Annotated in this window: 19 protein-coding genes; 13 read left to right on the top strand and 6 right to left on the bottom strand. The window is 40.4% G+C overall.

The genetic code is table 11. The features are described 5' to 3' along the window. The first annotated feature begins 39 nt into the window (after positions 1–39). The 5 genes from dinB to QL229_RS06115 all read left to right on the top strand — a co-directional run bounded on the left by dinB (position 40) and on the right by QL229_RS06115 (position 6,743). On the top strand, positions 40–1,092 hold the full coding sequence (gene dinB / locus QL229_RS06095; RefSeq protein ID WP_281546576.1) for a DNA polymerase IV: 1,053 nt from the start codon (positions 40–42) through the stop codon (positions 1,090–1,092). 106 nt (positions 1,093–1,198) lie between these two features. Then, positions 1,199–2,881, top strand: a complete 1,683-nt coding sequence (locus QL229_RS06100; RefSeq protein ID WP_135923668.1) for a carbon starvation protein A — start codon at positions 1,199–1,201, stop codon at positions 2,879–2,881. A gap of 103 nt (positions 2,882–2,984) precedes the next feature. Continuing rightward, on the top strand, positions 2,985–4,508 hold the full coding sequence (locus QL229_RS06105) for a leucyl aminopeptidase family protein (protein ID WP_281546577.1): 1,524 nt from the start codon (positions 2,985–2,987) through the stop codon (positions 4,506–4,508). Positions 4,509–4,873: 365 nt separating this feature from the next. Continuing rightward, entirely contained in the window at positions 4,874–6,010 is a 1,137-nt protein-coding gene (locus QL229_RS06110) for a hypothetical protein (protein ID WP_281546578.1), read from the top strand. A gap of 247 nt (positions 6,011–6,257) precedes the next feature. Next, positions 6,258–6,743 (top strand): hypothetical protein, encoded by a 486-nt coding sequence (locus QL229_RS06115; RefSeq protein WP_281546579.1) that lies wholly within the window; start codon positions 6,258–6,260, stop codon positions 6,741–6,743. Positions 6,744–6,828: 85 nt separating this feature from the next. Here QL229_RS06115 and QL229_RS06120 read toward each other — a convergent pair whose 3' ends face one another. Both QL229_RS06120 and QL229_RS06125 read right to left on the bottom strand, forming a co-directional pair. After that, on the bottom strand, positions 6,829–8,463 hold the full coding sequence (locus tag QL229_RS06120; protein WP_281546580.1) for a methyl-accepting chemotaxis protein: 1,635 nt from the start codon (positions 8,461–8,463) through the stop codon (positions 6,829–6,831). A 149-nt stretch (positions 8,464–8,612) separates the two neighbouring features. After that, on the bottom strand, positions 8,613–10,838 hold the full coding sequence (locus tag QL229_RS06125) for a S9 family peptidase (RefSeq protein WP_281546581.1): 2,226 nt from the start codon (positions 10,836–10,838) through the stop codon (positions 8,613–8,615). Positions 10,839–10,950: 112 nt separating this feature from the next. On the opposite strand from QL229_RS06125, the gene QL229_RS06130 reads away from it, so the two are divergent. Both QL229_RS06130 and QL229_RS06135 read left to right on the top strand, forming a co-directional pair. Next, complete coding sequence (locus QL229_RS06130) at positions 10,951–11,355, top strand: HIT domain-containing protein (RefSeq protein WP_281546582.1); 405 nt, start codon at positions 10,951–10,953, stop codon at positions 11,353–11,355. Between the two features lie 63 nt (positions 11,356–11,418). Then, positions 11,419–12,171: a transporter substrate-binding domain-containing protein gene (locus QL229_RS06135; protein WP_281546583.1), complete on the top strand. Its 753-nt coding sequence runs from the start codon at positions 11,419–11,421 to the stop codon at positions 12,169–12,171. Between the two features lie 75 nt (positions 12,172–12,246). Here QL229_RS06135 and QL229_RS06140 read toward each other — a convergent pair whose 3' ends face one another. Beyond that, a complete protein-coding gene (locus QL229_RS06140) occupies positions 12,247–13,938 on the bottom strand; it encodes a Zn-dependent hydrolase (RefSeq protein ID WP_281546584.1) in 1,692 nt (563 codons plus the stop codon). A 270-nt stretch (positions 13,939–14,208) separates the two neighbouring features. On the opposite strand from QL229_RS06140, the gene QL229_RS06145 reads away from it, so the two are divergent. Continuing rightward, positions 14,209–15,051: an HDOD domain-containing protein gene (locus QL229_RS06145; protein WP_135923678.1), complete on the top strand. Its 843-nt coding sequence runs from the start codon at positions 14,209–14,211 to the stop codon at positions 15,049–15,051. Between the two features lie 60 nt (positions 15,052–15,111). Here QL229_RS06145 and rdgC read toward each other — a convergent pair whose 3' ends face one another. Next, complete coding sequence (rdgC, locus tag QL229_RS06150) at positions 15,112–16,020, bottom strand: recombination-associated protein RdgC (RefSeq protein ID WP_135923679.1); 909 nt, start codon at positions 16,018–16,020, stop codon at positions 15,112–15,114. A gap of 90 nt (positions 16,021–16,110) precedes the next feature. Next, on the bottom strand, positions 16,111–17,874 hold the full coding sequence (locus QL229_RS06155) for a HAMP domain-containing sensor histidine kinase (RefSeq protein ID WP_135923680.1): 1,764 nt from the start codon (positions 17,872–17,874) through the stop codon (positions 16,111–16,113). 235 nt (positions 17,875–18,109) lie between these two features. On the opposite strand from QL229_RS06155, the gene QL229_RS06160 reads away from it, so the two are divergent. The 4 genes from QL229_RS06160 to thrC all read left to right on the top strand — a co-directional run bounded on the left by QL229_RS06160 (position 18,110) and on the right by thrC (position 23,366). Then, positions 18,110–18,484, top strand: coding sequence for a response regulator (locus tag QL229_RS06160; protein ID WP_199526873.1), 375 nt, complete (start codon positions 18,110–18,112; stop codon positions 18,482–18,484). A gap of 226 nt (positions 18,485–18,710) precedes the next feature. Then, positions 18,711–21,128, top strand: a complete 2,418-nt coding sequence (thrA, locus tag QL229_RS06165) for a bifunctional aspartate kinase/homoserine dehydrogenase I (protein WP_281546585.1) — start codon at positions 18,711–18,713, stop codon at positions 21,126–21,128. Between the two features lie 9 nt (positions 21,129–21,137). Beyond that, positions 21,138–22,064, top strand: coding sequence for a homoserine kinase (thrB, locus tag QL229_RS06170; protein WP_281546586.1), 927 nt, complete (start codon positions 21,138–21,140; stop codon positions 22,062–22,064). A gap of 18 nt (positions 22,065–22,082) precedes the next feature. Then, entirely contained in the window at positions 22,083–23,366 is a 1,284-nt protein-coding gene (gene thrC / locus QL229_RS06175) for a threonine synthase (RefSeq protein ID WP_281546587.1), read from the top strand. A 32-nt stretch (positions 23,367–23,398) separates the two neighbouring features. On the opposite strand, the gene QL229_RS06180 is transcribed toward thrC, so the two are convergent. Continuing rightward, positions 23,399–23,767, bottom strand: a complete 369-nt coding sequence (locus QL229_RS06180; protein WP_281546588.1) for a hypothetical protein — start codon at positions 23,765–23,767, stop codon at positions 23,399–23,401. A 291-nt stretch (positions 23,768–24,058) separates the two neighbouring features. Between QL229_RS06180 and glyA the strand changes: the two genes are divergently transcribed. Then, a complete protein-coding gene (gene glyA / locus QL229_RS06185; RefSeq protein ID WP_135923686.1) occupies positions 24,059–25,315 on the top strand; it encodes a serine hydroxymethyltransferase in 1,257 nt (418 codons plus the stop codon). Positions 25,316–25,358 lie beyond the last annotated feature (43 nt).

The following is a 25,358-nucleotide window of genomic DNA, read 5'->3' on the forward strand; positions in this document are numbered from 1 at the left end:
TAATAATAACTGTATAAATAAACAGTTGTTGTATGTTAGATGAAAAAATTCATTCATATTGATATGGATTGCTTTTATGCGGCCGTTGAAATGCGTGATAACCCAGCCCTTGCCAATGTGCCACTGGCTATAGGCGGAAATAGTCGTCGCGGGGTTCTTTCTACAGCCAATTATATTGCCCGTAAATACGGTGTGCGTTCGGCGATGTCGAACTACCACGCCAAACAATTGTGCCCCGATCTGGTTATCGTGCCCGGACGAATGCAGGTCTATAAAGAAATTTCTACACAAATTCGCGCTATTTTTGCAAAGTACACTGATCTTATTGAGCCGTTATCGTTAGATGAAGCCTACCTAGATGTAACCGACAGTACCGCATGCAAAGGCAGCGCAACACTGATGGCGCAGCAAATTCGCCAAGAAATCTATAACACCACCGGGCTGACAGCCTCCGCAGGTGTTGCTCCGATTAAATTTATTGCCAAAATTGCCAGTGATGAAAACAAGCCAAATGGACAGTTTGTTGTATTGCCAGAGGAGGTTGATGACTTTTTGGCGAGTTTACCGCTTGGTAAAATTCCTGGTGTAGGTAAGGTGACATTAGAAAAGCTGCAACTGAAAGGGCTTTACACTGGGGCTGATGTGCGCGAGAAAGGGGTTAATTGGATGCAGCAACACATTGGTAATTTTGGCGTGTCTTTATACCAAAAATGTGCAGGTGAATACGTTGGCAAAGTGTCAACTGAGCGAGTACGTAAGTCACTTAGTGTTGAGCATACCTATGAATACAACAAAAATAATTTAGACGAATGTTTAAGCCAGTTACCCCGTTTAATGGAGGAATTAACTCGCCGTCTTGATAAACAGCAATTAAGTAACCGCATCAATAAATTATCGGTAAAAGTAAAGTTTGCCAACTTTGTTGTTACCAGTGCCGATCAAAGCCATCACCAATTAGACGAACGCATTTTTTCTGAGTTAATGAGTAAAGCCTATGAGCGAGGTAACAACCAGCCAGTACGCCTGTTAGGGATAGGTGTCGGAATAAAGAGTCAAGCTCACGAGCATTTTCAGCTGAGTATATTAGACTAAAGGTTAACACCTTGGTGCTTGAAAGTTTGTTAGTGTCTAGTTGGGGTGCTAGGCCTATCTAGTTCAACACCTTAGACAACATTATAACTTAATAAGAGAGATGACTATGCAATCGGTCGTAATCGTGCTGCTCGGAATAGTCGGTATGTTGTTCGGATGGTTCTTTTATTCGAAATTCATCGCCGAAAAAATATTTAAAATGGATGATAATTTTGTCACACCTGCTCATGAACTTGAGGATGGTGTGGATTATGTGCCAACCAACAAAGTTGTGTTATGGGGTCACCATTTCACTTCTGTTGCAGGTGCAGCGCCAATTGTTGGCCCTGCGATTGCCGTATATTGGGGCTGGGTGCCTGCGGTACTTTGGGTGGTATTTGGTACTATCTTTTTTGCTGGTGTTCACGACATGGGGGCTCTATGGGCCAGTGCGCGTAACAAAGGCAAATCAATGGGCGCTTTATCTGAAAGCGTAATTGGTAAACGCACCCGTGCGTTATTTATGATTGTTGTGTTCTTAGTACTGCTGATGGTGAATGCGGTATTTGGTGTGGTAATTGCCAAATCATTTGTATCTCAACCTAACGCGGTATTTCCTGCTTGGTCAGCGATTGTCGTGGCGTTAGTCATTGGTCAGTTGCTACGCCGTAAAGTGTCGTTAATTCCACTTTGTTTAATTGGTGTGGGGATCCTTTATTACACTATTTACCTTGGTAGTAGCATGCCAATTGCATTACCTGATGAAATGTTTGGCTTAAGTGCTAATGCGAACTGGATCATCATCTTATTTATTTATGCGGCAATTGCTTCATTACTCCCTGTATGGATGCTGTTACAGCCACGTGACTTCATCAACGGTATGCAGCTATTAGTGGGATTAGTACTGCTTTATGGTGCGGTATTTATTTCAATGCCTGATATCACAGCGCCTGCTTTCAATACTCAAACGGCGGTTGATACACCAAGTATTATTCCATTGCTATTTGTGACTATAGCTTGTGGTGCGGTATCTGGTTTCCACGGTATTGTGTCTTCAGGTACCAGTTCTAAGCAGCTTAACAAAGAAACCGATGGTCGCTTTGTTGGTTACTTAGGTGCGGTAGGCGAAGGTATGCTTGCGCTTATTACATTGGTTGCAGTAAGTGGTGTTGCACTTGCGGTATCACCAGAAGAATGGCACGAAATTTATAGCCACTTAGGTGCCGGTAGTGTGAGCGCCTTCATTAATGGTGGCGCTAATCTAATTGAAAACGGCTGGGGTATTTCGCAAGAAGTTGCCTCGACATTACTTGCCGTAATGGTGGTATTGTTTGCGGGCACTACGATGGACTCTGGCGTGCGCCTGCAGCGTTATATCATCCAAGAGTGGGGCGATATTTATAATATCAGCATTATTCGTAACGGTATTGTTGCTACACTCATTGCAGTACTTAGCTGTTTATTGCTTGCCTTTGGTGCTGGTGGCGCTGACGGTAGCGGCGGTATGATCATTTGGCCATTATTCGGTTCGACTAACCAAATCCTTGCAAGCTTAACCTTACTGGTTATATCGGTAATGCTTATTAAAGCGAATCGCCCGGCAAAATACACCTTGATCCCAATGAGCTTCGTATTAGTTATGGCGTTCTTTGCTGGGGTTATCAAACTTGGCGAATACTACCAACAAGGTAACTGGTTACTGGTGACACTTGATTTGTTAGTACTGGTTGTGAGTGTTTTGGTTATGCTTGAAGCTTGGTCTGTGATTGTTAAGCATCGTAAAGACTCAGCACACATTACAGAGCAGTAAACTTAGCTTGCCAGCCTTATAGTTAGCTATCTTACTTGGCTGGCAATAGCGCTCTAAATCAATGATAATAAGGTCCTATGTTTCTAACAGCAGGACCTTTTTTATGGCATACCCTCATGCAGTTGCAGCCCCGCAATTAGCGGATGCAAATCACGATGCATTGATTATTATCGGTGATGATTTTTCTTCTTTAGCAGACGCAAGCTTAAGCCAAGCTATTAGCGCTCAACAAGCTGTAGACGCACGTATTGGCAAACAAGTGACATTACTTGTCATTGACTCTAAACGCGTTATTTTAGCCCCTACAGGCCCTCTAAACCGTGATTATGATGATGTACGCCGTTACTTTGACGCGGCAAAGCAAGGTGTACTAGAAGCCAAAGCATCGGGTAGCACTCAGCCTGCTATTTTACTTGCTAATATAAATCAAGACAGCCGTTACAAGCATGCCCTTGAAGTGGCGTATTTAGGTGCTTGCCAAGCACTGTGGCAACCACTTGAAGCACGTGAGTTCCACGGTCAGGCGATTGAACCAATTAGCCAAATTAGCCTAGTGGGCGCAGATGCAGCGATGGTTAAAGCAGTGAATGCCATTGCTGCGGGTCAATATGCTGCACGTGACTTATGTGGTACCGAGCCTGAGCGTATGGCACCACCTCGCTTTGCTGATTATTGCGTTGAGTTATTTGCCGGTAGCAAAGTGTCTGTAGAAGTGATTTCAGATATCAACACTATCGATAAAGATTATCCAATGATGAGCACAGTAGCGCGCGCATCCTACGCTGTTGAGCGTCATCATCCGCGTGTTGTAAAACTAGAGTATGTTCCTGAAGGCGACGTTGAGCGCACCCTAATGTTTGTTGGTAAAGGTTTAGTTTACGATACCGGTGGTGCTGACCTTAAAGTGGGTGGCTTTATGGCAGGTATGAGCCGCGATAAAGGCGGTGCAGCTTCGGTTGCTGGCTTTATGAAATCAGTGGCTGACTTTGCACCAAAAGGCGTAAAAGTGATTGCTTATTTAGCCGTAGTTCGTAACTCAATTGGTTCTGATTGTTTTGTTCCTGATGAAATCATTACCAGCCGTGAAGGCGTTCGCGTTCGTATCGGTAACACAGATGCAGAAGGCCGTTTAGCAATGGGTGACTTACTAAGCGAAATGAAAGATCGCGCTTTAAACGAAGTAAATCCAGAGTTATTCACTGTTGCAACATTAACAGGCCACGCAGCACGTGCGATGGGTCCTTATAGTGCGTATGTTGAAAATGGTCCAGCTCGCGCAGAGAAAATTTCGCGCCAAATTGCTGATTTAGGTGATTTATGGGCAGATGGCGCCGAAGTATCTCGTAGCCGCCGTGAAGATTATGACTTCATTCGTCCTCGCACGTTAGCTGACGATGTATTATCAAGTAACAATGCAGCTTCTGCAGTGACAGCTCGTGGTCACCAGTTCCCAATGGCATTCTTAGCGATTGTTGGTGGTTTAGATAAACATGGCACTGAATCAGCGCAACCATTACCGTATGTTCATATGGATATCGCAGGTAGCGGGGTAGAAGGTGGTGATTGGCAACATGGTAAGCCTACCGCAGCAACAGTAAGCAGCTTATTCGCTCGTTATTGTTTATAAGCTAAAAGCTATAAGTTTTTAGTTTTAAAGGCCCCGCACAGCAGTGCGGGGCTTTTTTGTGGTGCTTAGTTTTAGTGAGTTAGTTGTTTTTTATTGCCAGGTAAATATAACGCAATAAATTAATCTGTTTTTATGGTTTTTTAATTTTTATCTTTTGTTTTAGTTAGTTTTATCTTGTACGCTAAATTTGCAAATGGAATTTTAATATATGGATGTGGCCTTGCTCTTAAATAAGATTTTCTTTTCTATTCATTCGCTTATTTTTATTTAAATTCAAAATTAAAGCTACGTTACTAATTTATTTTTATTGGGATTTATAATGTTTTTTTTGGTTGTTTTTTTCGTGGTTTGGATTTAATGATTTAATGAGAGGTTTATGGTTTATTATAATATTTTTTTTAATTTTTATGTTGCTTAATTGCTCACTATTTGTTTCTGCCAATGAACGACAATCTTGGAGCGTTCTTTCTACAGATGAAGGAGTTACTTTCTCTGTTAATGCTGCTTTTGATCTAAATAAAAGAAGTCTCGATATTAATGACTCTAATGGAGATTTATCCTCACCTGAAAATGTGGTTAGGCTCTATTATAAAAAATTAAAAAATGAAGATTTTGAAGGTGCTTACTCGATTATATATGACCGAGATGGAGGGAGGGAACGATTTAGGGCTGACTTTTTTGGAAATAACTTAAAGATTAAACGTTTGGCAGGGGTAGACAGTTTGACCATTGATTATATTAAAAAGTGGGCAGGGTACTATGTTGTTGATATATCTGTTTTTATTTCAGGTAAGTGGGCGTCTTTAAGGCATGAAGTTGTATGTTATTCAGAATGTAAAATAATATATGATTATTTTGGTGTTAACGAAACCAATGATTTGGTTGATCTGAGCTTTATGACTCTGCTAGAGAGTAAGAAAGTAAATGGAAGTGCTGCATTTAAGTTTAAAAGTAAACCGTTGTCTATTTATATGCCTAACCCTTTCAGTAAGGTGAATGTTAAGAATAGTTTGGTTTTTAATTTAGTTTTAGATGATTTTAATGGTAATTTAGATTTTTCAGAGTGTAACAGTAAAAAAGAGCATAGAATTGAAAGTAAGTTTTGTAGTTTATACATAAGTGCTAAAAATTTAAACGCAGATACTATTGGAATAGTTGATTTTGAGTTTTTGGACTTGATAACAAATAAAACAGGTGATGGTGGTTTCTTTGTAAATGATTATTTTGATGGAAGTGTTAAGTCACATTTTTACTCTGGCTACTCGGCTGTTGGCTTTATTAAGTCGTGGTGTAAAATAGATTTTTTGGGTGTGTTAGATTCCGAATTAACTGAGTTTGTATTTTTTAGACCTATCGATGTAGATGGGAAGGAGTTTCCTATTCAAGTTGTCTCTATAGATAAGGTTAGTGACAAATTATACTATGGAAGTAATTGGGAGGATGCTTATTTGTTTTTTTATAATGATATATTTTCATCAGAGATTGATAAAATTTTAAAATGATTTTAGCTCTTGAATTAGTTGTTTTTTATTTTTCCGATAGACAAGCAAAGCCATAAATTAAAACATTCATATGATGAGCCTTTATTTAGCTCTGTACTTACTAGCCACGAATTTTATAACAAGTTAGGTATAACAAAGTTTTAGAGGGATTTATGTTCAAAGAAGGTGAAGAGGTTTTAACTTTTAGAATGGGGGGGGAGCTAATTTTAAAGCCGCTTTTTTGCTTGCTTGTAATGAGAAGGTATATGTGAAAAAAACTTTTCTAGGTAGTATTTTTCCTTATTTTTTTTATATTCCACTTATCCTTACTTTTTGTAAAATATCATATGAATTTTTTATTATGGAGGAATATAAACTTATTGTTGTATGTTTTGTTTTTTACTCCTTTCTTGCTAGCTTTTTTATTTTTATTTTTAGAAAATCTCGAGTAAAAAAAGAGTTCGACTTTGAGTCTGGCTATTACAAAGAGGGTGGCAAAAAGCTTGTGCGTATTGAAGATATCAGCCAGTTTTTAGTTATTTCTCACTATTGTTCAAGTAGTAGTGGTTCGCCTTATACAGCTTTTCAGTTTGGCTTTTATTGCAAGGAAAATAAAGGGTATGTGTTAATGGATCATAGTAGCTATTCGAGTATTAAACGTGATGTGCAAATGATTTCTGAACGGTTGAATGTGCCTTACGAAATACTAAATGAGCATGATAAATATAAGCCTAATCCTATAAGGGCCTTTTAATTAAGGTAGTACTATTTATTCAATTAGCAGCAAGCTAATTCATTGTAAAAGCCTCGCACAGTAGTGCGGGGCTTTTTTTGTGGCGTTAGTCGAGCTTGAAGCGGTTAACCACATCACTTAACGCTTGCGAGCTTTGTTTTAAGTTTTCACTGGCGTTCGAAAGTCCTTCGGTATTCGACAGTGATTGCTCAGTTGATTGCGAAAGCTCATTAATCCGTAAATTAACCTCATCTGCGGCGCTGGTTTGTTGCTCGGTAGCGCGGGCGATTTGGCTGTTCATATCTTTGATAATGGTGACAAGTCGCTCAATCTCACTCAGCGAACTATTTGCTTCACCTGCTTGTGAAACCGTTTCGGTTGATAACTGTTGGCTTGCCGATACAGCATCAACAGCAGCTTGTGCGCCTGTTTGTAGTTTACTGATCATGGCTTGAATTTCGTCGGTACTTTTACCTGTGCGACTTGCTAATGTACGTACTTCGTCAGCTACTACGGCAAAGCCTCGCCCTTGTTCACCAGCACGAGCTGCTTCAATGGCAGCATTGAGTGCCAGTAAGTTGGTCTGCTCAGCAATGCTGCGGATAACATCAAGTACTGAGCCAATGTTGTTACTCTCTGCAGCAAGATCCGCCGTTACCTTACTCACTTGTTCAATATTATGCGACAGTGTCTCAATGGCGGTAATGGTCTTGTTAAGAACCTGCTTGCCCGCTTCGGCATTTTGTGCGGCTTCATTAGCGGCATGCTCAGCTTGATCGGCATTTTGACTGACATCGTGAATTTGATGAGTCATTTGTTCCATTGCGGTTGCTACCTGAGTCGAGCTGTCGTTTTGTAGCTCAATAAAAGAGTGATTTGTTTTACTGGCATCATCAACACTATGGGCAAACTGATTTACTTGCTCGGCATTGTGGGCAACATGTTTCAGTGACTCACGCATTTTTGCGGTGTACAAATTAAAGTAGCGCGATAAACGAGACACTTCATCATTGCCATTTTCATCAAGCTTTTGGGTTAAGTCGCCTTCACCTTGCGAGATGTCTTTCATCATGTCGGCGGCAAGTTGTGTCGGGCGCAAGATGCTATTGGCAATTAGGTAGCTTAGCGCAACCAGTAGGGCAATGATCACTACCGCGATAATAATCACATGGTTACGTAGCGAAGAGAATGCTTCTTCAATAGTATCAATATAGACACCAGAGCCTACAATCCATTGCCATTTATCAAAGCCTTTTACGTAGGCAATTTTATCAACCGGCTCGTCTTTACCTGGCTTTGGCCACTTATAAGGAATAAAACCTTCACCTTGTTTTTTGACGATATTAACCATATCGACAAATAACAACACGCCATCTGGATCTTTACTGCCCGCTAGCGATTTACAATTTAATTCGGGCTTAAACGGGTGCATGACCATAACGGGTTGATAATCGTTGATCCAAAAGTAATTGTTGTTGTCGTAACGAAGTGCTGAAATTGTTTCGAGGGCTGCTTGTTTTGCTTGTTGCTCACTCAGCTTACCTTGCTCAAACAACGCATAGTTATGCTCAATGATAGAGTAAGCAGATTCAACAAGGTTTTGGGTTTTAATGTATTGCTCATGTTTTAGCGAGCTGTATTGCTGCGTTAAACTCGAGACGCTTAAAAATATCAGCCCTATCACGACCACACTCACTAACATGGCGAGGCGCTGAAAAATTGTAAAACGGCGTAAATTCATGTGTGTTCCTTCGTCATGCTCATAGGAGCAATGTATTAAGCGTAGCCAAAATAGGTCGAAAATCTAGTTAAATAGTAGAATACATTGAGACAAAAAAAAGGCTGATTTAACAATCAGCCTTTAGTCTAAGTTACCGAAATAAAACGTGATTACTCAACGTTAAAGTGTCGGTTGAAGAAACTGGTGATGGTTTGGTGTAAGTGCGTTTGTACGCTCTTACCACGTAAACTGTGTTTTGAGCCCGGATAAGTCATCATTTCGAACTGCTTTTCTTGATCTTGCAGTTGTTTGAATAACTTAGTGGCGTGAGTGAATAACACGTTATCATCTGCCATACCGTGGTAAATCATCAGTGGGCCTTTTAAGCCTTCGGCATATGGGAAAACTGCACTTGCTTCGTAACCTTTCGCGTTAGTTGCAGGGTGGCCTACATAACGCTCAGTGTAGTGAGTGTCGTAAAGTGCCCAATCAGTGACTGGCGCACCAGAAACACCAGCTTTGAAGTAGTCGCCCGCTTTAAACATAGTCATAAGCGCCATATAACCACCGTAGCTGTGGCCATAAATACCGATACGTTCAGGGTCAACGTAATCAAGGGTACGTAAGAACTCAACACCCTTGATTTGGTCTGCCACTTCAGCAACACCTAAGTGCTTATAAATCACGTCTTCAAACTTTTTACCACGGTTGTATGAACCACGGTTATCAAGTTGGAAAATAACATAGCCTTGTTGTGCCATGTACTGGAAGTATAAGTTTTTACTACGCCAGCTGTTCGTTACGCGCTGAGCATGAGGGCCGCCATACACGTTAACAATAACTGGGTGCTTTTTACCATCTTGGTAATTAGTTGGCTTGAATAAACGGTAATGCATGATTTGTCCGTCTTCAGCCTTTAACGTGCCGTATTCAGGCGTGATCAAATCAGCTAGGTAAGGCGTTAATGGGTGTGACTTATCTAACTTGTTTTCTTCAAGCCAAGTGATAAATTCGCCATTAATTTTACGTAATGCTGCTGAGCCAGGCTTATTCACTGATGAGCTGTTATCGATAAAGGTTTTGTTATCTTTAGCAATCACCACATTATGGTAAGCACCTAGCTCAGTTACGCGCTTAATTTCACCTTTTTTGAATAGCGGTACGCTGTAAAGGTGGCTCTCAAGTGCTGTATCTTTGCGACCTGCAAAATAAACGATGCCTTTTTTCTCATCGATACCTTTTAAGCTATCAACAACCCATTCACCTTGGGTGATTTGACGGATCATTTCACCGTTTGTGCGGTATAAATAAAGGTGTTTAAAACCGTCGCGCTCAGATGCCCAAACGAAATGTTTCTTATCGTTTAAGAACTGCAAATCAAAGTGCAGGTTAATCCAAGTATCACTGGTTTCTGTTAGGGCAACGGTTTGTTTTTTAGTGTCGCTATTATAAAAACGTAACTCTAAGTTATGTTGCGAACGATCTTGCCACTGGTAAGAGAGCGTTTTGTTATCTTTTAACCATTTTGCACGAGCGATATAGATGTCTTGATCGTCGCCTAAATCAACCCAGTCAGTTTTTTGGTTGTTAATGCTCACAACACCTAACTGAATTTTAACGTTGTCGGTACCTGTAAACGGGTAGCGTTGGTTAAAAAGCTTTACTTCATCCGCGTAAATTTCATTACGGATCGCTTCTTTTACTGGGCTTTCATCAACACGGGTATAAGCGATTTTAGACTCATCACCAGACCACCAGTAACCAGTCATACGGCCCATTTCTTCTTGCGCAACAAACTCGGCCATGCCGTTTTTAATTACGCCGCCGCCATCTTTACTTAATTGGATTTCTTGACCCGTTTTTAAGTTAAGTGCATATAGGTTTTGCTCACGAATAAACGACACATAGTGGCCTTTAGGTGAGAAACGTGCATCGGTTTCGAATGCTTCTGTGTCAGTAAGTTTTCGACTTTTTGCAGAGGCAAGATCATAGTAGTAAAGATCACCATTTAGTGGAAATAAAAGCGCTTTACCATCTTTTGACCATTTATATTCTAAAATCCCTTTACCAAAAATACGCTGGCGTTCACGGCGGGCTTTTTCTTCGTCAGATAAGTTTTCTGGGCCAGAAAATAGTGCTGCAGAGTCAACTAATAAGCGATTTTTGTTATCTTTTAAATTGTATTCCCATAGGTCGTAGCGGTTATAGTCATCCGCTTTCCCCTGCAAGTAAGTAACTCGGCTACCGTCAGGAGAGAATTTAAGTTGTACTGGGGCTTTGCCTGCAAGGCTAGGGTCGTCAAAAATTCGCTCAAGAGACAGTGGTTCAGCGTTTACATTGAGTGCCGTTGCAATGACTGGCAAGGCGAGTGAGAGAGATTTAATTTTTTTTAGCACAAGGGTACCTTCGCTCGAATAAAAACTGCCACGATGGTAATGGTAAGCTTAGGCAACTGCAACAAAATGCTATAAAGTAGGAGATGTTTACCCATTATCAAAGGATTTATTGATGAAAAATGCCGATATGCTGTTTTCTTTGGCCCCAGAACTAGCACGAGACTGTATCGAACTTGCTGATTGGCCGTTATGCAAAGTGTTATTGATGAATGACAGCCAGTATCCGTGGTTCATTTTAGTTCCTAGGCAGGCAGAGTTAAGAGAAATCATTGATCTATCCGAAGAGCTGCAAATCGTTTTTTTACAAGAGTCAGCTAAGCTTAGTAAGTTGATTCAACAGGTATTCACACCAGATAAATTGAATGTGGCTGCACTTGGCAACATGGTGCCACAATTACACATTCACCATATCGCGCGCTTTAAATCTGACCCAGCATGGCCTGCGCCTGTGTGGGGCAAGCTCCCAGCCATCCCTTATACTGATGAGCAAATTAAACAGCTAAAAGCACACTTCTAATTGATGTAAAATAGCTAGGATGAACTAGGATAAATAAATGAAAGAATATAAGAGCACCTCGTAATGAAAATGTATATTTTTGTCGTGCTCTTTGCTTTGAGTTCAGCACCTAGCGTTGCGAAAAGTTATTATTTTGTTGGCAGCCATTTTCCATCGATTTTAGAACATAATGAACAAGGCCAGGTGGTTGGCCTTGGTGCCGATATTGCTCACGAAATATGTCGTCGGCTGGGTCATACGCTAGTTATTGATATTATGCCGTTGAAACGTGCCTTGAAGATGGTTGAACAAGGCCATGCTGATGCCATTATTGGCCCATACAAATCCCATTTGCGTGAACAGTACATGCATTATAGTGCTTTACCATTTTACGAAGACCCGATAGTTTTTTACACCAAACCGGATAGTGAGGTTACGTGGGTAGGTAATTTTGCCAGTTTACGAAAAGATACTATTGGGGTTATTCGCGGTTGGAACTATGGTGATGAGTTTAAACGCAATGCATCGAGTTTGTCGCTGTCTGAGGTCTCCAGTGTCAGGGCTAGCTTTTTGCAATTAATGTATGACAGGGTCGATGTTATCCTGACTCACCCTCGTGCTGCGAAACCTGTTATAGATAGTTTAAATATTAAAGATAAAGTGGTTATGCTATCGCCAATCGTGACAGTCAATCAAGGCTATTTTGGTTTTAGTAAGCGTCGTGAACTCGATGAATTTATTAATGCTTTTAATGCTGAGTTTCAAAAAATGTTGATCAACGGGGATATTGTTCGTTTGAACAAAAAGTATGAACTTAGCTTTGTCGCTCATTATTAAAAAACGCTGCATCATGGCAGCGTTTTTTATTTGAGTTTTGCTATTAATTACTGCAAGCGAGCGCCTGCAATAAACTTATAGACCCAATACTTCTTTACCTTGTTTAAAGGTAACATCAACAGGAATATTTGCTTTACTTAGTTTTTCTAAGTCTTTTGCAAGTTCTGCTTTAATTTCACCATGAGTGGCGATTAATTGATCCACTTTTTGATAATCGCCGTCACCTTGAATGGTAAGAATTAAGCGAGACAGTTTTTCCATTGCAAGGCTCATTTTCTCCATGTTAACGCTGTATAGGCCGTCAGCATTTTTAGAGAAAGCACCTTCTTCAGCAAAGAAGTTAAAGCGGATCATGTTCGCTTTACCGTGTGCGCTTGATGCACCAAAACGTACAGAGCGGAAGATACCTGCCATAAAGGTGATGTAGTAATCTTCTAATGTACCGTCAGTGATTTCGCCTTTCTTAAGTAATTGCTCAACCATGTAAAGACCTAAGATATCGGCTTTACCTTCTTCAAGTGCGCTTGCATGCTCTTGCAATGATTGGCGAACAGTACCTTTATCGGTAATCGTGTTTTTGATACCTAAACCATGCGCTACTTCATGGAACATGGTGTTGGCAAAGAACGCATCAAAGGTAATGTGTTTACGTTGTTCAGGGACAATCAACTGCTCAGAGATAGGCACTAAGATTTTATCGAATTTAGCACGCATAGCGTTTTTAAGTTGCAGACGACGGGTGCCTTTTTCTAGTTGAACTTGCTCATCATTTGGTAGGTTGATAGCAATTGTTTTACTACCTGCATTAGAGTGACCAGCATAGTAAACTACATCATACGCGTTCAAATCTGCATCAGAGCCAGGGACCTCTTGTTTGTACTTGTCGTCAACAGGTAAGCCTTTTTGCAGTTCAGGTAGAAACGCCGCAAACTTAGCTAGTCGTTCACTCCAGGCAAGATCTTTAACAAGCACATACGACTCATAGGCTGCACGATAACCGAATAGCTGATCTTCGTAAGTTTCAATCGGACCAATAACCACATCGATTGGGTTATTTTTCATATCCATCCATGCAAAATCAGAAGCTCTAAAGTCATCAGTCACAAGCGCATCTGCGCGCATGCTTAAGTAATTTGCAAATTCTTTATCATCAGCAAGCTGGCTTGCTTCGCGCAGTAAGTTGGCCGCTTTTTCAAGCTCTTGTGCGTATTCTACAGAATAAGCAACGCTATAAAGTAAACCTTTTTCGTCACGCTTAATGACAGAGTAAAGCCCTGTTTTATCATCTAAAATTGCTTTGTTTAGCTCTTCTTTGCTCATATCACGAGGATAAAACTCAGCGCCAGCTGCTTTTTCTTCATAGCCAGATAAAAAGACTTCATCGCCATTTAAGCGATCCCAAGGGCCATAGTTGATATCAGCAAATTTTTGTATTTTCTGATCATTAATTTTCGCAAGGAAAGCATCTTTATTCTCGCCAAATGCTTGGCGCCAGAATAGCTCATCCATGATTTTTGATGCATCAATTAACTTACCGATCATTTGTTTTTGGTTGTCGCTTAGATGGCTTAAATCTGATGTAAGGGTAAAGTCAGTGTAAATATCTAAACGATTGCGATCGATATTAATAAGTTGCGGGTTATTTTCTTTAGCACTTTGCTCAGTTGAAGGTTTCGCTTCTGATGATGTTGCTGGTTGTTCAGAACATGCGCCAAGAAAAACAGCGCCAGATAAGATAAGTGCTTGGCTAATTTTATTTAATGTCATTTTTGCCCGTTCCCGATTTTTTGGTGAGAGTGATTGTTTAGAAAACAAAACGTGCACGCATTAAAGCAAAACTGATGCGTACCTGACAAGTTTACTCTATTTAGGGGTGTATTTAGCCTAAAATTATTAGTTAATAATAAAAAATAGATTATTGCTGTGATTTTCTTAACTTTAGCGCTAAGTTAGTCAATACTAAAACTATAATTAATTTAATAATGTCAGTCAGTAGCTTACCTGTAAAGTGAGCTACCCCAAGAGGATGGCACACATATGTCAACAGAAAATGCATTACTGACCATATTGGTCGATAGAATTAATAACGATACATTAGTACTACCTACATTGCCTGAAGTTGCAGTGAAGGTGAGGCAGGCTGCAGATAATCCAAACGTAAACCTAATGGACATGGCTGATGTTATTTCACACGACCCTGCATTATCTGCGCGAATGATAAAGGTAGCTAATAGTGCATTTATGGGGCGCTCAGTAAAAGTGACCAATTTGCATCAAGCGGTAACACGAATAGGCTTACGACAAATAAAAAACATCGCCACAGCAATGGCGATGGAGCAGCTGTTTGTGTCGCACAATGAGTTGATCAAAGGCTATATGGATAAGGCGTGGCAAAAAACCCTTAAAGTCGCGTGTCACTCAATTACTTTAATGGACTTCTTCTTACGCAGAAATAAGCAAACCTCGCTTAATCGCGACACAATTACTTTGGCGGCACTAGTTTATAACATTGGTGTATTGCCAATTTTAACTGAAGCTGAAAAGCATCCTGAAGTATTCGCAAACCCAAGTTTCCTTGCTCATGCTATCCAAAAGTTGGGCGGTAAAGTAGGTGGTGCAATTATGCGTGCTTGGGGCTTTACTGATGAGTTTGTCGAAGTTGCTGAAAGTTGGGCAAATCCAAACTATCGTCCAGAGCATATATGTTATGTCGACTTCATTCGTATTGGCGCGATATTAGAAGGGATCTTACAGGTTTCTGATAAGTCAGCAGCATTACAAACCTACATGGACAAAGGCGTGATTGAATCTCTTGATATGTTCAACGAGGATGAGTATCACGACATGCTTAATGAAGTAAAAGCAATTTTTACTGAATAACTACAACAAAAAAGCGCGACCAAGTCGCGCTTTTAATATTAACCATTATCTGAGTTAATTTTATAAATCTTCTGCGTCACCTAAGCCTTGGGTCAGATCTTCTAGCAACTGCTTAATTTCTTCTGATGCTAAGATAAAGTCTGCATCAAGTTTTACCGCCATATCTTCTTTTGGAATGTCGGCGTTTTCTTCTTTTAATGTTTCTGAATAGCTTAAGCGCTTAATAGAGCCATCGTTTTGCAGCATGAACTTAACGCGCTCTTGCCAATCAAGAGCAAGCTTAGTTACGCGCTTACCATTTTCTAGGTGAGATTTAACTTCATCACAAGATAGGTCATGGCCTTTTAATTTTACCTGAGCGCCACTGTCATCGGCTTCTTCAAGCTCTGCATCGTTACCGATAGAAAAGCCCTCAGGGGTACTGAAATTAGTTAACCAGTCAGTTAAAAATACATCTAAATCGTAGTTGGCAAATGCGGGTACCACAGGCAGTGTGCCAAGTGATTTACGTAATAAGGCTAAAAGCTCTTCTGCTTTATTAAAGCTTGCGCTGTTAACCACAACCCAGCCATTCTTTTGGTCAATAAATGCAAACTGTAGGCTCGACTTTTTGAACGCTTGAGGCAGTAAAGTATGCAGAATATTTTCTTTTAGTTCGTCTTTTTCTTTTTTCTTTACTGGGCGGTTTTCTTCGGCTTCGATTTGCTCAACTTTTTCTGCCACCATTTCATTGATAACAGCGGCTGGCAGAACTTTTTCTTCACGCTTAGCGCATACTAAAATGCTGTCTTGAGAGAAATGAGACAGAGTTTGACCATGCTTACCGAACGCTTTTGTCCAACCGAAAGTTGAAAGCTCTTGACCTGTACATGAGCGGAATAGGTCTTGCTCTAGGGCTTTGTCGAAGTCTTCTTGAGAGTATGAAACGTCTTGTTTAAAACGGTAACATATAAGGTTACTAAACCACATAATTAGGCTAATCCTTTCAATAAATTTGCCCAATCATAACAATAAAAAACTGATGCCGAAATGAATCATTTCGGCATTAGCTCTAATTGCTTATGAGTTAAACATTGAAAGTGGTTTTGGCATGTTTTTCGGAAAACTAATATGGTAATGCAAGCCTTTGCCTACTTCGCTTGATACTTCAATATCGCCACTGAGCGTCTGCTTAACGAGGTTAAAGGTAATATGCGTGCCCAAGCCACTACCGCCTTGGTCACGTTTAGTGGTAAAGAACGGGTCAAACAGTTTTTCGAGCTGATCTTTCGAAACGCCATTACCGTTGTCTTTAAAGTCGATAACTACTTCGTCGTCTTCATCTTTGATGATTATGTCAATCACGCCACTTTCGATGCCTTCAAAACCATGGATCAGAGAGTTCATAATCAAATTCGTAAAGATCTGACTAATCGCACCGGCTGGTAAATTTAAGGTCAAATCGCTAGGGCAATCTAAATTGATATGATGAGATGTTTTCTTAAGTTTAGGGTGAAGAGAGCGAATGACTTCACCTAAGTACTCTTTAAAGTTGATAGTGCGCACAGCTTCACTAGCTTGGTCTACTGCGATTTGTTTAAAACTCGCAACCAGTTCCGAGGCTCTATCTAAGTTACTCGTCAATAGGCTGGTGCTTTGTTTAGCATCATTAATAAATTCTTCTAACGCTTTTGGCGAGAGTGTTTTGTCTTTATATGCAGCTTCTATTTGATCAAGGCGCTCTTGTAAAAATGAAGTCGCAGTCACGCCAATGCCAATTGGCGTGTTTACATCATGAGTGATACCAGCAACTAGACCACCCAGTGCAGCCATTTTCTCAGAGCCGACTAAACGCTCTTGTGCCATGTTGAGTTCATCAAGGTAACGCTGCAGCTCGTTTTGTTTAGCAATCAGCTCTTGTTCGGTCTGTTTACGTAAATCGATTTCTTCGGTCAGCGTAAGCTTTTGCTTTTCAAGCTCGTATTTTTGTTCTTGTAAGTCCATCATCGCTTGACTCAAATTAGACGTTTTACGAGCTACTTCTTGTTCTAACTGCAAATTGTGTTGATCGAGTTTTTCATTACTGATTAACAACTCTTTTTGTGTGTGCTCGAGCTCTTCACGATAAAGTACAACTTTGTCGATAAGGCGATTGAATGACTCTTCCATTACTTTGAGCTCATTACGCTCGGTGGTTTTCACTTCAATATGACGACCTTCTAAGTCATTGAGCTCTAAATCTTCGATTTGTTCTGTAAATTGTGAAAGAGGCTCTGTGAGTCTTTTTCTAAAGGCAAGTAAGAATAAAAAGATCAAAAAGGTGGTTTTGATCATTGCATTACCAATCAAGAAGTAGATAGAAATCATGATTCGACTAAAAACGACTTCTCGACTTGAGAACAATGTGACATCACCAACTTGAGTCGTTTTACCTGAAAACTCAAAAATCAGTGGAAATGTATAACCGAACAAACCTGAAGGCGTGTCCTCAATAATGGCTTCTTCTTGCACTAACTGTTGGCTGTAAAGTTCATGTATATCTAAAGAACGGCCAAGTTGCGAAAGAACTTCACCACTATCGTCACGAACAATAATGCCTTCAATCATGGGGATTGCTAATAAACCTTCAGCGGTCGTAATAGTCTGTTTATCATTAAGTTCCCAAATAGCTCGGGTTAAACTGCGACTAAAGGTTTTTTGCAGTGTTGTTAGTTCATCGCGAATGTAATCTTTGGTGTTAACGTATTCAGCAATAACCTGTCCACATGTCACTACAAAAGTAAGTAGAAAGTAGACCGATAGTACATTTGTTAATAACTCTTTTGACAGGCTTTTTTGTAGCATGGAATATCCATAGCTCCTTGGTGACATGATTAATACATTCAGCTAGTTCTAAAGTTAGCTAATAAATGCTTAAAAATAAATAAATATATCCTTTTTTACTGGAAGTTTATTAATTGTTACTAATTTCTTAATAAACTTAGCCTTACTGCACTAATAAAAGTGTGTTATAAATTTGTACCGTATTTAATTTTAGACTTTTTTTACGTTGTAATTGTGACAACGAAGATTTTATTTCATGGATAATCTTAATTTTACCGTGCTGGTCTGTGATGACTCTACAATAGCCAGAAAACAGGTTGTGCGCTGTTTAGATGATTGTCTCAGTGCTGATATTCAACAAGCCTCAAATGGTCGAGAAGCGCTTGCCTTGTTAAGAGAGCAAAGTTTTGACTTGCTGTGCCTAGATTTGACAATGCCAGAAATCGATGGGATCGAAGTGCTCGAATCAATCAAGGCGGAAAAAATAGAATGCTTTGTTATCGTTATTTCGGCTGATATTCAAGCAGAAATGAAGCAAAGAGTAGTAAAGTTGGGTGCAATTGACTTCATTGATAAACCGATAGATATTGTGCGCTTAAAAGCTACTTTGCATAAATTTGGTATTCGTTAACTTTTAAAATTATTTAAATGCATAATTTATCTTTTTTTAAGGGTTGACATCTTGGCTGTTTTTAAGGCAGTCTACAGACTATGAAAACATTTAATCACGCAACGACCATTATTATTACAACCATCATCCTTACGGGATAGTGGCATAGGTCGGTGCAACAAAATTATAGGCCTGTGTTCACTAGAACACAGGCCTTTTTCGTTTATGGAATGAGGAAACATAAATAATGCGAGTATTAAAATTTGGTGGGTCGTCCTTGGCCGACTACGCATGTTTGCAACAGGTAGCTCAGTTAGTCAAAGAAGAACTGAAAGATGAAATGTTATTAGTGCTATCTGCACCGGGTGGCATGACAGACTCTTTGGTTGCATTGGCAAGTACAGCCGAACAAGGTCAAGACTTTAGTGAGCAGTGGCAGAATTTAATCAATCGCTGTGAGCAGCTAAAATCGGCGGTAGAAGCAGACTATGATCAAGTAGCAAACTGGCCAGACTTAAGTGAGTTAAAAAATAAGCTTGATGGAGTGGCGCTATTAAAATGTTGTCCAGATCAAGTACGCGCTTATGTAATTAGCTTTGGTGAGCGTATTAGTGTTGCTCTAATGGAATGTATGCTCAAACAAAGTAATGCACGTTATTTAGAAGCAACAGAATGTATTGCTTCAGTGGGTGGCTACATTGATGCAGAGGCTGACCTTAATGTAAGCAAATTACGTTTTCAAGAAGCGTTAAAAGCTGCCCCAAGCACTATTTATATTATGCCGGGCTTTACTGCTGCGAATGAGCAAGGTGAATTGACTACTCTTGGTCGTAATGGCTCTGATTATTCTGCTGCAATAGCTGCGGCGTGTTTAGACGCTGATGTATGCCAAATCTGGACTGACGTTGATGGTGTTTACAACGCAGATCCGCGTTATATTAAAAAAGCCTCTAAAGTTGATTCGCTATCGTATAAAGAAGCGATGGAGCTTTCTTATTTTGGTGCGAAAGTGTTGCACCCGAAAACGATTTTACCTTGTGCCAAAGCGGGTGTACCGTGCGAGATTAAAAATACTCATAACCCACGTGCCGAAGGTTCTGTGATCAGTAACGACAGTGTGTCGGACGAGCCAGTGAAAGCGTTATCAAGTTTACAAAACCTCGCTATGTTGACGGTGTCAGGGCCTGGTATGAAGGGTAAAGTGGGGATGGCATCAAAAGTATTTAATGCCTTGGCTCATGACAATGTCTCAATCGTATTAATTACTCAATCTTCGTGTGAATTTAGTATCAGCTTTTGTGTGCATGAGAGTGACCTATCACTTGCTTTAGAAGCACTGCAAACAGCCTTTGAATTAGAATCTCAAGCTGGTTTAATCGAGCCTGTACAAGTACAACGTAACCTTGCAATTGTCACTTTAGTGGGTGATAACATGCGTGCTCACAAAGGTTTAGCGGCCAAGTTCTTTGCTTCATTAGCTCAAGCACAAGTGAATATTGTAGCTATTGCACAAGATTCAACTGAAAGTGCTATTTCAGCAGTGATTGACGGTGAGCTATGCAACGACGCAGTAAAAGTGTGTCACGAGAACTTCTTTACTCACATCCCATCAATCGACGTGTTTTTACTCGGTTGTGGTTTAGTTGGGCAAGAGCTTATCCAGCAATTAGAGCGTCAACAAGCGTGGCTCGAAAAGCGTAATATCAAGCTTAATTTATACGGTGTTGCGAATTCAAAACAGTTATACCTAGACAGTGAAGGTATCGCTTTTGATGGTTGGCAGGATAAACTCGCAGCCTCTGAACAAGGCTTCGACCTTAATTTAGTTGAGCAATTTGTAAAACAAAACCACCTTATTAATCCTGTAATTGTTGATTGTAGCTCAGCCGATAAACTTGCTGCGCAATATGTTGATTTCTTAAATGCAGGTTTCCATGTGGTTGCGGCAAACAAAAAAGCCAATACTAGCTCGTATGCGTACTACCAAGATTTAGTTGCAGCGACACAAAAGAATAACCGTAAGTTTTTATACGAAACAAACGTAGGTGCAGGCTTACCGGTACTTGATAATCTCAAATCATTATTTGGTGCAGGTGACGAACTAATTAAGTTCAGCGGTATTTTATCGGGCTCATTATCGTATATGTTTGGTGCGCTTCAGGATGGTTTATCACTTAGCGAAGCAACATTAAAAGCGAAAGAAAGTGGTTTTACTGAGCCAGATCCGCGTGATGACTTATCGGGCACAGATGTAGCCCGAAAGCTTCTGATCATTGCTCGTGAGTCGGGTCTTGAGTTAGAACTTAGCGATATCGAAGTAGAGTCTGTATTGCCAAAAGGGTTTGCAGAAGGCGACTCTGTTGACGAGTTTATGGCGAAGCTACCTAGTCTAGATGCTGAATTTAACGACCGCATTCAAAGTGCAGCCAGTGAAGGTAAAGTTCTACGTTATGTAGGCACAATTGAAAATGGTCATTGTAAAGTCGGTATTGAGGCTGTCGATAGCAGTCACGCACTTTATGATATTCGCGATGGTGAAAATGCATTAGCAATTTTAAGTCAATACTATCAACCACGTCCGTTCGTGATTCGTGGCTATGGTGCTGGTGCTGAAGTAACAGCAGCAGGTGTATTTGCTGACATCCTCAAAACATTAACACGATAGGAGCAGGTTATGATCCGTGTATATGCACCTGCTTCTATCGGCAATTTTGCAGTTGGGTTTGACGCATTAGGCGCTGCTTTAGCGCCCATCGATGGCACTTTATTGGGTGATGTAGTTGAAGTAAGTCCAGCTGAGCAAGACACTTTTGTATGCTCTGGCGACTATGCCCATAAACTGCCTGCCAATGCAGAAGAAAACCTAGCATATCAATGTTTAATTCACTTTAAAGAACACGTTGCGCCTGCTATGCCAGCGGTAAAACTTGAACTTAAAAAGAATCTACCTATTGGCTCTGGGCTAGGTTCAAGTGCTTGCTCTGTGGTGGCAGCCTTTGCAGCCCTTGATAAATTTGCACAAACCAATTTATCACAAGAGCAACTCATCGAATTGATGGCTGATTTTGAAGCTATGGTTAGTGGCGGCCGTCATTACGATAACATCACACCATGCTATTTAGGTGGTTTGCAATTAACTGGCGAACTCATTCCCAATAAATCAATTTCGTTACCTGTTGATAATCAATGGTATTACGTGGCGGCTTTTCCTGGCTTTTCGCTAAATACCGCAAAAGCACGCTCAGTACTGCCAAAACAATTGTCAATGCATGACAGTGTTGAATTTGCACAACGTCTTTCGGCTTTTAGCAGTTTACTGCTAACGGGACGCTTTGATGCTGCGCTATCAATCATGACTGATGAAATAGCCGAGCCGCATCGAGCACCCCTTATCCAAGGTTTTGCCGAAGCGAAACAAGCATTACCAGAGCTTGGTGCCGAAATCGTCAGTATTTCGGGTGCAGGCCCAACATTATTTACCGTGTGTAAAAGTTTAGATGCTGCAGAAAAATGCGCAGCTTGGCTGAACGATAATTACATTAATGAGCAGGGTTTCAGCCACATCTGTCAAATCGATCAGCTTGGCACACGAGAGCTTTAAAGAATTTAAGGAAACAACATGCAATTACATAATTTAAAAGATGAATCACAACAGGTGTCGTTTGTTGAAGCGGTAAAAACGGGTTTAGGGCGTAATCAGGGGGTCTTTTTTCCTGATAGCTTAACGCCAATTCAAGACATTGATGCGCTACTTGATTTGGACTTTGTTAGCCGTAGCAGTAAGATTTTATCGCACCTGATTGGTGATGAGCTGCCTGCCGATACTGTTGCACAGATGGTGCAAAATGCGTTTAACTTTGATGTGAAATTGGTTGAAGTTGAAAAAGACATGTATTGCTTAGAGCTTTTTCATGGTCCAACGCTTGCCTTTAAGGACTTTGGTGGTCGTTTTATGGCTGAGTGTTTGGCACAATTTAACCAAGACGAAAAAGTAACGATTTTAACGGCAACATCGGGTGATACAGGAGCCGCCGTTGCTCATGCGTTTTATAACAAGCCAAATATTGATGTAGTTATTCTGTATCCGAAAGGTAAAATTTCATTAGCGCAGCAAAAACTGTTCACCACACTTGGCAATAACATTCACTGCTATGCAGTTGATGGTAGTTTTGATGACTGTCAAAGCATGGTCAAAAATGCGTTTTTAGACGATGAAGTAAAACAAAAACTTGGCCTTAACTCAGCTAACTCGATCAATATCAGTCGCTTGGTCGCTCAAGTGTGTTATTACTTTGAAGCAATAGCCCAGTTGCCAAAAGAAAAGCGTAGCAAGGCACATATCTCAGTACCAAGTGGTAACTTTGGTAATGTGTGCGCTGCGATGATCGGTGCTGTACTTGGTATGCCTGTCGCAAAATTGAGTGCAACAACCAACCAAAACGATACTGTGCCACGTTTCTTACAAAGCAAAGAGTGGGCACCGAATGACACGCTTGAGTCATTATCAAACGCAATGGATGTGAGTAAACCGAATAACTGGCCACGTGTTCAATTTATGTTGGATAATAATTGGTTTAGCTATGATGACTTTTACTCAAGTTGTGTTGGCGAAGAAGAAACCAAAGAAGTGATGAAAAAAATTCATCAAACGGGTTATATCGCAGAACCTCATACAGCGATTGCTTATCAAGGCTTAAAAGAAAATTTAGCAGATGGCAGTGCCGGTATATTTTTAGCAACGGCACATCCTGCTAAATTTAAAGAAAGTGTTGAAGATATTTTAGGTATTGAGTTAGCAATGCCTAAGCCTCTAGCAGATGCTCTTGCTAAGCCTTGTTTAGCAGAAGACATCAAGCATGATTATCAACTATTGAGAACAGAGCTTTTAAATAAACTAGCTTAAAGTAATTAAAAGAGCGGCATTGCCGCTCTTTTTTAATGTGATAATGAATGGCTGTGGCGGTTCAATAATCTCATTGCAATTATCACTAACGCACTAAAACATAGCAAAGCGCAGCTTAATAAGATGATCTCGTTTTGCGTCCACTGTGTTAAAGTCAGAGCACTAATGAATAAAATAAAGGGTTTAAATTCATAGTAATAGCGCGCTCTTCTTTGTTTAATTCGCTGACTTTTTTGATCTCGTCTTCGCGCTTCTGAGCGCATTCGCCATATGTTTGCACCCAGCAAAAATGACACAATACCAATGAGTGTGTAGAGCAGCTCATGAGGTATGACGATACAGGCAATACCTAAAAACAAATAGCAGTAGGGAACAAGTTCATAAATGGGCTTGGCTAACATTGACTCAAAACATCCTTGATCTGGGTTTGTATTACAAGCTTAGTTTCATTGTGCCCATATGCAAACGCATGATGAACTTTTTACGCTAAATCATATTTTAAAAATATATGTAATGTTTTAAATTTATAAATTTTTATTATGTATCAATAAAAAAATATCATTATTAAAACACTGTGAAATAAATTCAATCCCTGTTTAAATATGTTCATCTTTACAAGATAGGCAAAAGTGCGTTTTAAGCGTACAATATAGCCTTCAAAAAATACCATACACGTTGCCTTAGGAGACCCCATGTTAGAACGTAGCATGAATATTTCGGATTTCGATCCAGAGTTATTTGCAGCCATCACTAAAGAGACGGCTCGTCAAGAAGAGCACATCGAACTGATCGCGTCTGAAAACTACTGTAGCCCACGCGTACTTGAAGCGCAGGGTTCTCAGCTTACCAACAAATATGCTGAAGGTTACCCAGGCAAACGTTACTATGGCGGTTGTGAACATGTTGATGTTGTTGAGCAGCTAGCAATTGACCGTGCTAATGAATTATTCGGTACTGATTACGCTAACGTTCAACCGCATGCGGGTTCACAAGCAAACGCAGCTGTTTTCCAAGCTCTTCTTCAGCCACATGATACAGTACTAGGTATGAGCTTAGCTCATGGTGGTCACTTAACTCACGGTTCACACGTTAACTTTTCTGGTAAAACGTATAATGCAATTCAATACGGCCTAAATGACGAAACAGGCGAAATTGATTACGCTCAAGTTGAAGCGCTAGCATTAGAGCACAAACCAAAAATGATCATCGCTGGTTTCTCAGCATACTCAGGTATCGTTGATTGGGCTAAATTCCGTGAAATTGCTGACAAAGTTGGTGCATACTTATTCGTAGATATGGCTCACGTTGCTGGTCTTATCGCAGCGGGTGTATACCCAAGCCCAATCCCTCACGCACACGTTGTTACTACGACAACTCACAAAACATTAGCGGGCCCTCGTGGCGGTCTAATCGTTTCTGCATGTGGTGATGAAGAAATCTACAAAAAGCTAAACAGCGCAGTATTCCCTGGCGGTCAAGGTGGTCCTTTATGCCACATCATCGCTGCTAAAGCAGTTGCTTTCAAAGAAGCATTACAACCAGAATTTAAAGCGTACCAAGCTCAAGTGGTAAAGAACGCTCAAGCTATGGTTGAAGTTCTTCAAGAGCGTGGCTACAAAGTTGTTTCTGGTAAAACAGACAACCACTTATTCCTTCTTGACCTAATCGATAAAGATATCACTGGTAAAGATGCTGACGCTGCACTAGGTAACGCTAACATCACTGTAAACAAGAACTCAGTTCCTAACGACCCACGTTCACCGTTCGTAACGTCTGGTCTTCGTATTGGTTCTCCGGCTATTACTCGCCGTGGTTTCAAAGAAGCTGAGTCAAAAGAGCTTGCTGGCTGGATCTGTGACGTATTAGACAACATCAATGATGAGTCTGTACAAGCTGAAGTAAAAGAGAAAGTTAAAGCTATCTGTAAAAAATTACCAGTTTACGCTTAATTATTGGTTGAACCGTAATTAAGATAACAATAGCGTTGTTTTT

The sequence above is a fragment of the Pseudoalteromonas sp. PAR1 genome (assembly GCF_947311895.1).
Taxonomy (GTDB): Bacteria; Pseudomonadota; Gammaproteobacteria; order Enterobacterales; family Alteromonadaceae; genus Pseudoalteromonas; species Pseudoalteromonas lipolytica_C.

What these genes read in the sequence shown, in the direction of transcription:
- glyA (WP_135923686.1), top strand. Translation starts at nt 24,059, where the DNA reads ATGTTAGAACGTAGCATGAATATTTCGGATTTCGATCCAGAGTTATTT.
- QL229_RS06110 (WP_281546578.1), top strand. Translation starts at nt 4,874, where the DNA reads ATGAGAGGTTTATGGTTTATTATAATATTTTTTTTAATTTTTATGTTG.
- QL229_RS06145 (WP_135923678.1), top strand. Translation starts at nt 14,209, where the DNA reads ATGTCAACAGAAAATGCATTACTGACCATATTGGTCGATAGAATTAAT.
- QL229_RS06140 (WP_281546584.1), bottom strand. Translation starts at nt 13,938, where the DNA reads ATGACATTAAATAAAATTAGCCAAGCACTTATCTTATCTGGCGCTGTT.
- thrA (WP_281546585.1), top strand. Translation starts at nt 18,711, where the DNA reads ATGCGAGTATTAAAATTTGGTGGGTCGTCCTTGGCCGACTACGCATGT.
- thrB (WP_281546586.1), top strand. Translation starts at nt 21,138, where the DNA reads ATGATCCGTGTATATGCACCTGCTTCTATCGGCAATTTTGCAGTTGGG.
- QL229_RS06135 (WP_281546583.1), top strand. Translation starts at nt 11,419, where the DNA reads ATGAAAATGTATATTTTTGTCGTGCTCTTTGCTTTGAGTTCAGCACCT.
- QL229_RS06160 (WP_199526873.1), top strand. Translation starts at nt 18,110, where the DNA reads ATGGATAATCTTAATTTTACCGTGCTGGTCTGTGATGACTCTACAATA.
- QL229_RS06130 (WP_281546582.1), top strand. Translation starts at nt 10,951, where the DNA reads ATGAAAAATGCCGATATGCTGTTTTCTTTGGCCCCAGAACTAGCACGA.
- thrC (WP_281546587.1), top strand. Translation starts at nt 22,083, where the DNA reads ATGCAATTACATAATTTAAAAGATGAATCACAACAGGTGTCGTTTGTT.
- dinB (WP_281546576.1), top strand. Translation starts at nt 40, where the DNA reads ATGAAAAAATTCATTCATATTGATATGGATTGCTTTTATGCGGCCGTT.
- QL229_RS06105 (WP_281546577.1), top strand. Translation starts at nt 2,985, where the DNA reads ATGGCATACCCTCATGCAGTTGCAGCCCCGCAATTAGCGGATGCAAAT.
- rdgC (WP_135923679.1), bottom strand. Translation starts at nt 16,020, where the DNA reads ATGTGGTTTAGTAACCTTATATGTTACCGTTTTAAACAAGACGTTTCA.
- QL229_RS06100 (WP_135923668.1), top strand. Translation starts at nt 1,199, where the DNA reads ATGCAATCGGTCGTAATCGTGCTGCTCGGAATAGTCGGTATGTTGTTC.
- QL229_RS06180 (WP_281546588.1), bottom strand. Translation starts at nt 23,767, where the DNA reads ATGTTAGCCAAGCCCATTTATGAACTTGTTCCCTACTGCTATTTGTTT.
- QL229_RS06155 (WP_135923680.1), bottom strand. Translation starts at nt 17,874, where the DNA reads ATGCTACAAAAAAGCCTGTCAAAAGAGTTATTAACAAATGTACTATCG.
- QL229_RS06120 (WP_281546580.1), bottom strand. Translation starts at nt 8,463, where the DNA reads ATGAATTTACGCCGTTTTACAATTTTTCAGCGCCTCGCCATGTTAGTG.